The following is an 8,852-nucleotide window of genomic DNA, read 5'->3' on the forward strand; positions in this document are numbered from 1 at the left end:
CAGCAGCTCCGCTGCCTCGTTCACCAGCCTTGACGAACAGCCCCCACGCCTAACTGAACGGCGTTGCTCCTAGAACCCAAGGTCCCTCCGAGGGCTTCGTGAGCTCAAGGCCGCTGAACTGCGCCGGGTGCCCCTGCACCAACGGTTGCGCCTGGCTGTTGTGCTGTCAGGCCGGAACTGGTCCGGGGCATTCGGGAGCCGGTCAGCGGGCCGGGCGCCGGGTGGAGCGCCAGATGGAGCGAGCCGCCAGGTAGAGCAGATCGACGATGAGAAGCAGTACGCCGATGGACATCAGGCAGGGCATGCCGTCGACGGCCGCGCCGATGGCCACCAGAGCGATTCCGGCGATGAGCAGGATCAGGAAGAGGACCATGACGGGATGCCTCCTGGAAGGAACCGTGCGAGATCTGCGTGTTCTCTCGGCTACGGCAGGACACGCTGTGCCTGTGCTCGATGTCGCGTCGGCCGCGGGGTGATACGTGACGGCCCCGGCGCACCAGGCCGCCACCAGGGTGCTGGCGGCCTCCGCCGACGGCGTGCCCCACCGACCCAGGGTTCTCAGGATGATGCCGACGACAACCAAGGAAGGTGTCTTCGCGCACGCCGTCAGCGAAGCGAGTGCGCCAGACAGCGGGCTGTTAGTTCAATCCTCCGCGTGCCAAAACGCTCGGGTTCCAGGAATCCGGGGCGCCTCGCGGCCGATACCCCCATGAGGCTTAGCCCAGGGGTTCTTAGGCGGTGCGTTTGGCGCGGTGGCGGGCTTCCCGGAGTCGGACCTTCGAGGGGAGGCGGTCCAGGCCGGAAGTGTCGCCACGGCCTGCAATGAACCGCTCCGGGTCTGATAGTGGCTCCGGTCTGTTCCCGCCACCCCCATCGGGATGGGCTGGCGCGTCGGCGAACGCATCGAGGGCCCACAGCGGGCGGCGCCGCTCGGCCACCTACTGCAGATCGACCCGAACGCCGGCACGTTGGTGCCCTGCCCCGTGGCGCACACAGCCGTGGAGAAGCCGGACCGGTGTTGAGGCGACCTGAACCAAGATGTCGGCCTGTGTGCCGCATAACGATCGGTCGGGGTCAGATCCGGGATGTCCTAGTAGGGCTTGGTCAAGTTGCTATCGGTTCTGGCATGTTGCGGTGACAGGTGGGGCAGGCGCCGGTCCAGATCGCGAGGAGTATCTGCAGTTCGCGGGTGACCTTGTAGAGGCTCAGGCCGACGCCGTCTCTTTTGGGGATCGGGTGATGCGCTGGAGGGTGCAGAAGGCGTGTGCGACGGAGACGAGGGTGACGTGGTGGTGCCAGCCCTTCCAGGTGCGGCCCTCGAAGTGGGCCAGGCCGAGGGCCTGCTTCATCTCGCGGTAGTCGTGCTCGATGCGCCAGCGCAGCTTCGCGGTGCGCACGAGGGTGGCCAGCGGGGTGTCGGCGGGCAGGTTGGACAGCCAGAACTGCACGGGTTCGGGCTCGGTCGCGGGCCATTCGGCCAGCAGCCAGCGCACCGGCAGTTGCGGGCCGTCGGCGGCCTTGCGGATCTCGCGTCCCGCGGGGCGGGTCCGCAGGGCCACGAAGCGTGAGTACATGCGCTTCAAACCGCTGCGCCCGCTGCCGGGCCGTGAGCCTTCCCGCCACTGCACCGGCCGGGCGGCCCGCCTGCCGGCCTCGATGACCAGCTTCTTCACCGTCTGGGCCGGCTCGGGATAGACAGGCTGGGGCCGCGGGCCGCGTCCGCCGTAAGGCGGAGTGTGCAGCCGTGCCGCTTCCGGCTGGGCCGTGGTCGTGGTGGAGATGCCGACTGCGTAGCTGAGCCCGCGTTCTTCCAGACCCAGCCGGAAGGCTGCGGCATCGCCGTAGCCACCGTCGGCGACGACGAGGGGGACCTCGATGCCCCACGACCTGGTCTCGTCGATCATGTCCAGGGCCAGCTGCCACTTCTCGACATGGCCGACCTCTTCGGGGATGCCACACGACGCGCGGCGGGCCACCTTGGCCGCATCGGCCTTCGGTGAGGCGGGGTCCCAGCTCTCGGGCAGGAACAGGCGCCAGTCCACGGCCGCCGAGGCACCATCGCAGGCCAGGTGCAGCGACACTCCGGCCTGGCAGTTGGTGACCTTGCCCGCAGTGCCGGTGTATTGCCTGGCCACGCACGCCGACGCGTCTCCGTCCTTGAGGAAGCCCGTGTCATCGACGATGAGTGCGGTCGGTTTGATCACCTGCTGCATCCGCCAGGCCAGGCGGGCACGCACATGCGCCGCCTCCCACGGGCTGGAGGTGATGAAGTGGGCAAGGGCCTGCCGGTTGCCGTCCTCGCCCAGCCGGGCGGCCATCGGCTCCACCGACTTGCGCCGCCCGTCCAGCAGCAGCCCCCGCAGATACACCCCGCCCCACCGGCGTTGATCCGCCCGCGCGAACGGCTCGAACATCTCTGCCGCGAAGTCCTCCAGATCACATCGGACCGCGGCCAACTCCCCACCCAGCACACCCGGTCAACGACACACCCGATCAAACAGACACGCCACCGGCGAGTAAACCTGACCAAGCCCTACTAGGCGGTGTGCGGCCGTCGCCTGTTCGACGCTCAGGCCGTGGCCGAGATGGGTGCCGAAGGTGCGTTCTTCGCGCTCAGCATGTACTCATGAGACACGGGCCTACGCCGGTCAGCGGCCACGCGGCCAACGGCTTCGCCGTGTCGGTCGAGCAGCGCTTCACACACCTGCGCGTCAACCCGCACCCCGACGGCGGCATCGCGGGCCTGCGCGTGTACGGCGAGGTCGTCCCGGACCCGCAGTGGCTGGCGACCCTGGGCACCTTCGACGTCGTCACCCTGGAGAACGGCGGCCAGGCCGAGGACGCCTCCAACCTCTTCTACTCGCCCGCCACGAACACCATCCAGCCGGGCCGCTCCCGCAAGATGGACGACGGCTGGGAGACCCCGCCGCCGCGACCAGAGCAACGGCTGGATCCGCTACCGGCTTGCGGCCCAGTCCCAGATCCGCGCGATCGAGATCGACACGGCGTACCTGAAGGGCAACAGCGCGGGCTGGGCGTCGGTGTCGGTGAAGGACGGCGAGGACGGTGAGTGGACGGAAGTCCTCCCGCGCACCCGCCTGCAGCCCGACACCAACCACCGCGTCGTCCTGCCGACCCCGGCGGTCGGCACGCACGCGTGGACATCTATCCCGATGGGGGCATCTCGCGACTGCGGCTGTTCGGTTCGCTGACGGAGCGGGGGGCGTCGGAGTCGGCGGCCCGGCACCAGGAGCTGGGCGGCTGGGCCCTCGGGCCTTGCCGTCGAGATCCCGGCGGCAAGGCCCGAACGCTCCACCAGGACGGCCCGACCGGTCCGTCAAGGGCGATGACCATCCGTGGGCCGGGCACATACGATGCGTGTATGGGGGATGCGGACGGGACCGTTGAGCTGGAAGGGCTCGTGCGGTACGCACAGGAGATGCTGGAGCTTGGGCGGACCAAGTACGCCGAGGTGCTGTTGCGGAAGGCGGCCCGGCTCGCCGATGCCCGGGACGCGGATCCATTGGCCGTCACGGTCTACTCGCTGCTCGTCACGTGCGCGCGGGCCGACGAGCGGTGGACCGACGCTATGCAGTACGGCCGTCTCGGCCACGACCTGGCGTTCCGGGTCGGTTCCCTCGAACTCGTCGTGGGGACCGCCAACACGCTGAGCACCGTCATGGCGGAGTCGGGCCGGATCGAGGACGCCGTCCGTATGAGCGGCGGACTGGTCGAGCTGGTCAGGCCCCATGGAAACGGACTCCCCCTCGCGGTTGCGCTGTTGGGACATGCCACCGCACTGCGCGCCGCCGGCCACGAGGCGTCCGTCGACCGGTACGCCGAGGTTCTCGACCAACCCGGCGCGGACGATCTGCGCGGCACCGCGCTGAGCGGCCTGGGCGAGGAGCTGTTCCGCCGGAACCGAACCGCCGAAGGCGTGGACAGGCTGCGCGAGGCGGCGGACGTGTACGCCGCCTCGGGCCAGGAGCGTGAGGCATACCGGACCTGGCTGCGGCTGGCGGAACTCTGCCGCGACCGTGGGTCGGCCGAGTCCGGCCCGGCGTTCGTCAAGGCGCACGACCTGGCCCTCGATCTGTTCTCCGACGTGGACGAGGCACACTATCGAGCGTTCCCCGACACCGTACGCCGGACCGAGGCGGAGAACCGCAGCCGGTTCGAGTCCGCGATCGTCGAGGTGGCCCGCGCATCCGCCGAAACACATCTTGCCGAGGGCACAAGGCTCATGAGTGAGCACCGGCACACGGATGCGGAGCTACGTCTGCGTGCCGCCGAGGAGTTGCTGTCCCGGATCGAAGCCCACCAGGAGCTGACCGTGGTGTGGTTCGTGCTGGGGAACCTGGCGGGCCAGCGCGGAGACAGCCGTGGTGCCGGTGAGCTGTTCGACCGTGCGGCCGCGGTCGCCGCCCACCTCGGTGATGCCTCCGGCGAGCTCGTCTACACGATGTACCGGTGCCTCGAGGCGCGTCCCTGGGCACCGGAGCAACTGGAGCGACTGGTGTGGGCTCGGGCGCTGTTGCGAGTGGCCCGAGCCGACGTCGCGGACGACACCGCCGCCATGATCAGCAATCAGCTCAGCCGTACGTGCGAGGCGTACGGGGCGCACGAGCTGGCCGCTTCCTACGAGCGCGAGGCTGCGGAACAGGCCAGGCAGCACATCCCCTCGCTCGTCCCGTGGCTGGCGGCCCTCAGGCTGACAGACCGTACGAAACCCGGCACCCCCGAGGAAGCCGAGCTCACCGAGCGCCTCACCGAGCTCCGGGAAAGCGACCCCTCCGCCATCGGACGGTATGCGGTCAGCCGTCACATGGGTCTGCTCGAGTTCGAGCAGGGACGGTTCACCGAGGAGACGCTGGCCACTCTGCACCATGCCTGCACGGCCTTCGAGGAGATGCGCCGGCACAAGGGCGAGACCGACACCTTCAGCGGGTACACCTCGGCCGGGCCGCCGCCGTACGAGGAGCACGCCGAGGTGGCGCTGCATCTCGGTCGCGTGGCCGAGGCGTTCGCCTCACTGGAGCGGATCAAATCGCGTACCGTCCTCGACGCCCTTCGCACGGCTCCGCCGCCGCTCGCCACCGACGATCCCGCGCTCGCCAGGGAAGCGGAGTTGTGGCAGGAACTGCTCGACCGGCTCGGCTCAGGGGCGGTCTATGCCGAACACGAAAGGGGCAGCACCCGGACCGACGAGCTGCGCGCCGAACTCCTGGCCATGTGGAACGAGTTGGAGACAACCCACCCCGGACTGCGGGCCCACCGACTGGCCGAGCCGGTCGCAGCCGAAGAGCTGCCGGCGCTGCTCGCGTCCCGGGACGACGCGGTGCTCGTCGAGTTCTTCGCCGGGCGTCATGCCCTGCACGCGTTCGTCGCCTCCGGCGAGACGCTCACCGCCCACCGGCTGGACGACGTCGAGGGCACCGGGCTGGACGAGTTCACGCGCCTGCTCGCCGCCGAGTCGCAGCACTCCCCGGCCGACCCGTCCGCGGTGCTGGAGCATCCGGTGCACCGGACGCTCGCCGAATGGCTGGACCGGGCCGCCGCGGGCCGCCCGCTCTACGTCGTGCCGCACAGGCAGCTTCACAAGGCCCCTCTCCATCTCGGAGTGGACGAGGCCGGGCAGCCACGGCCGCGGGCGGCGACTCAGCTGCTGCCCAGCGCATCGCTGCTGCGTTCCACCGGAGCCGCCCGGTGGCAGCCGGTGACCGGTGCCGCACTCGTCGGCGCGGACCCGGTCGGCGATCTGCCGTACGCGCGGGCGGAGGGCGAACACGCCGCGGCGCGCCTCGGCGTCCCGGCCGCCTACGGCGATGAGGTGACCGCGGACTGGCTCGCCGACGGGCTGGCCGGTCTCCGGTCCCCGTTCGTCCACCTGGCCTGCCACGCCACGTTCAACGCCCGTCGCCCCGAGCGCAGCGGACTGCGGCTGGCCACCCCGGGCGGCGGCACGGAGCTGATCGGCCCGGACCGGCTGGCCGCGATGAACTGGTCCGGCGCCGTGGTCGTGCTCGGCGCCTGCCGGAGCGGTTCGCACCAGGTGGAGCAGGGGGACGAGCTGGCGGGACTCGGCCGGGCACTGCTGGCCGCCGGTGCGGCCGCCATCGTGGTCAGTCGGCAGCCGGTCGGCGACCTGACCTCCGCTCTGCTCATGACGTGGCTGCACGACGAACTGACCCGCACGACAGGCCCGGTACGGATGGGCTCGGTACTCGCCGCCGCGCAGAACCGGATGCGTTCCCTGTCCGCACGGGACCTGGTGGACTGGGCGGTGCACCATCACGATGGCGCACACCGGCCGAAGCTGGCCTCGTTCGCGGTCGCCGTCGCCCACAGTGCAGCCGGGGAACAGGACGGCCACCGGATCTGGAAGGCGTACACCGCCGAGCTGCTGCTGGGCGGGCCCGGGTCGGCGGAGGCCGAGTGGCGGGCTCTGCCGGAGCAGGCCGACGGGCCGGGCTACGCCGCTCGCCCGTTCGCCCGGCCCGAGCACTGGGCGTGGTTCTACGTGCTCGGTACCTGACCCTGATCCGACTGTTGTTCGGAGACCGGCGGGTAGCCGAGGAGGTGGGCCTGACCCGCGTCCGGCACCCCCCGCTGCCAGACCTGGTGGATCTGCCGCCACTGCTCGCGCTCCGCGCTCAGGCTGGTGGGCCGGGTCAGGCCCATCGCGTCCAGGAGCAGCCAGCGGTGCACGTCGAAAGCCGTGCGGATCAGCTCTCCGTACGCAACCGCGGCACGCACCGCGGCCTGGTGGCCAAGCCAGCAGGTCAGCACCCCTCCGCCGGCACAGCACACAGCCGCGTACCAGGGCAGCGCGACCGCCGCGAAGACTCCGCAGACGACGGCGAACACCGCGCCCAGCGAGCTGATCGTGACGGCCAGATCGACCGCGCCCGACGCCGCGGCGAAATGCGCCGTGAACGTCTCCGGCAGCGTCACGTACAGCCGTGGCCAGGCCGTCGCCGCGTCCATGCCGTAGCGCCTCGCCTCCTGCTCGGCGGCCCGGATGATGTTGCCGAATCTCGTCGGCAGCATCTCTTCGGGGGCGGGCAGACTCCAGGGCCGCCTGCTCCGCTCGACCGGATCGTCGAGACGCCGCGCGCACCGCCGCGCGATCCGGCGGAGCAGCGGGACGGTGTCCCAGTACCCCTCGAACAGACGGATGACCCCCGGCCGGAGAGCCGCGAACAACTGCGTGAGCAGCACGGTCACCGCCAGGAACAGCACGATCGCGAGCCCGCGCAGGTCGGCCGACAGACTGTCCCAGCGCCCGCGCGTCTCCGACCATCCGGTGGCGGACAGCACGAGCACGGTGACCAGCGCGCCGAAGACGAACACCGGTACCCACGTCGTGGTGAACAGGCGGCGGCCGAGCACGCCGCTGGTGGAGTCGAACAGGCCCGTCACGGTCAGTCCAGGTCCGGATCCAGCGGATGACCCTGTTCGCACGGCTTCTCGTCCCCCGGCAGGTAGAAGTCGTAGGAGTTGATCGTCCGGCAGGTCCGGCAGCGCACCCGCACCGCACCGCTGACCGTCCTCGGCTCACCGTGCAGCAGTGGGTCGGAACCCAGGTCGTTGCGTACACGGCCACCCATGACCAGCAGGTCGATCAGCTGCTCGCGCGGCACGAACCCGGCGACCCGGCCGTCGTCGACCACCACCACCCCGGGGACCGTCCTGACCACCGTACGCAGCAGTGCCTGGTTCGCGGACACGTCGGTGAGGAGGGTGCCCCGCGCGAGGACCACAGCGGGATAGCCGATACCGCCGACGATCACCTTCCACGCCTCGCCGGAGGAGTCGAGCACGACCGTCGGCGTGGACACAGCCTCCTCCGCCGATGGCGCCGTCATGGTCCGGACTTCCACCGTGGCCAGCTCGCCGATCGTCTGCGACACAGGACCTCCCCCTCGGCACGATCGCAACGACGATACCGCTTCCGTGGGCGCTCTCAGGCCGCGTGCCCGCCGTCCACCGCGAACTCCGCTCCCGTCACGTAATCCGCCCCCGCTAGATACGCGACCGTCGCCGCCACCTCGTCCGTTGTCCCGAAACGCCTCAGCGCCGTCATCGCCGCCTGGCCCGCCGTATACACCCCGTCCGCTGGATTCATGTCCGTGTCGATCGGACCGGGGTGCACGATGTTCGCCGTGATCCCGCGCCCTCCCAGCGCCCGGGCCAGTGCCTTCGTCAGGCCGATCAGCGCGGCCTTGCTGGTCGCGTACAGCGTCCCGCCCGGCCCAGGCACCCGCTGGGTCATGCACGTGCCGATCGTGATGATCCGCCCACCGGACTGCATCCGTACGGCTGCCGCCTGCGAGGTTAGGAACACCCCGCGCACGTTCAACTTGTGGAGTTCACCGCGGGGCCGAGCGAGGCCCCTCATCCGCAGACCGCACGGCTCCAGTTGGCGCGCCAGCTGCTGGCGAGTTTGTACCCTCGCCGACGGCCAGGTGACTTCCCTCACGCGACCCAGGCCCTGTTCGTCGAGCGGTACACCACCGGCCGCGGTGACGGAAACATCCACGCGGACGCAGAACTCGCCGCCACCATAGTCCCCGCCGAGACCGCCGACACAGCCACTCTCGCCCGCTGCGTTCGCGGCCAATGGACCATCGAGGCCAGCACCTCGTCCGTGACGTGACCTTGGGAGAAGACATCTGCCAGGGCCGCATTGGCAGTCTGCGCTGACAACCCTCCGCAGCCTGGCGATCAGCCTCGCCCACCTTGCCGGATGGCCCAACAACGCTGCGGGGTCTGTCAAACGAGCGGCTCTGGCCCGTAGTTGGTGGTGACGTTGGGTGTCTGTCAGGGCAGGAGGATGCGGTGGCGGAGGA

General features: G+C 70.4%; 5 protein-coding genes and 2 pseudogenes. 2 read left to right on the forward strand and 5 right to left on the reverse strand.

From position 1 onward, the window contains the following. Positions 1-202 precede the first annotated feature (202 nt). Both AOQ53_RS44805 and AOQ53_RS22695 read right to left on the reverse strand, forming a co-directional pair. Entirely contained in the window at positions 203-373 is a 171-nt protein-coding gene (locus AOQ53_RS44805; protein WP_167745754.1) for a hypothetical protein, read from the reverse strand. An 832-nt stretch (positions 374-1,205) separates the two neighbouring features. Further along, a complete protein-coding gene (locus tag AOQ53_RS22695; RefSeq protein WP_167745755.1) occupies positions 1,206-2,414 on the reverse strand; it encodes an IS701 family transposase in 1,209 nt (402 codons plus the stop codon). Between the two features lie 227 nt (positions 2,415-2,641). Between AOQ53_RS22695 and AOQ53_RS22700 the strand changes: the two are divergent. Beyond that, positions 2,642-3,262, forward strand: a pseudogene (locus AOQ53_RS22700) (allantoicase); the annotation flags it as partial. 120 nt (positions 3,263-3,382) lie between these two features. Further along, positions 3,383-6,535 (forward strand): CHAT domain-containing tetratricopeptide repeat protein, encoded by a 3,153-nt coding sequence (locus AOQ53_RS41480; RefSeq protein WP_236711758.1) that lies wholly within the window; start codon positions 3,383-3,385, stop codon positions 6,533-6,535. Here AOQ53_RS41480 and AOQ53_RS22705 read toward each other — a convergent pair. The 3 genes and pseudogenes from AOQ53_RS22705 to AOQ53_RS22715 all read right to left on the reverse strand — a co-directional run. Continuing rightward, the gene (locus AOQ53_RS22705; RefSeq protein ID WP_059419966.1) at positions 6,517-7,422 is read right to left on the reverse strand and encodes a hypothetical protein; all 906 of its coding nucleotides are present in this window, start codon (positions 7,420-7,422) and stop codon (positions 6,517-6,519) included. The two genes, AOQ53_RS41480 and AOQ53_RS22705, sit on opposite strands and share 19 nt — an antisense overlap. Before the next feature lie 2 nt (positions 7,423-7,424). After that, a complete protein-coding gene (locus AOQ53_RS22710) occupies positions 7,425-7,913 on the reverse strand; it encodes a hypothetical protein (RefSeq protein WP_059419967.1) in 489 nt (162 codons plus the stop codon). 53 nt (positions 7,914-7,966) lie between these two features. Then, positions 7,967-8,362 (reverse strand): annotated as a pseudogene (locus AOQ53_RS22715) (SDR family oxidoreductase); the annotation flags it as partial. Between the last annotated feature and the right edge of the window lie 490 nt (positions 8,363-8,852).

Origin of the sequence: Streptomyces azureus (genome assembly GCF_001270025.1) — a bacterium.
Taxonomy (GTDB): Bacteria; Actinomycetota; Actinomycetes; order Streptomycetales; family Streptomycetaceae; genus Streptomyces; species Streptomyces azureus.

Excerpts from the sequence above, each read along its gene's own strand:
- AOQ53_RS44805 (WP_167745754.1), bottom strand. The coding sequence starts at position 373 with ATGGTCCTCTTCCTGATCCTGCTCATCGCCGGAATCGCTCTGGTGGCC.
- AOQ53_RS22695 (WP_167745755.1), bottom strand. The coding sequence starts at position 2,414 with ATGTTCGAGCCGTTCGCGCGGGCGGATCAACGCCGGTGGGGCGGGGTG.
- AOQ53_RS41480 (WP_236711758.1), top strand. The coding sequence starts at position 3,383 with ATGGGGGATGCGGACGGGACCGTTGAGCTGGAAGGGCTCGTGCGGTAC.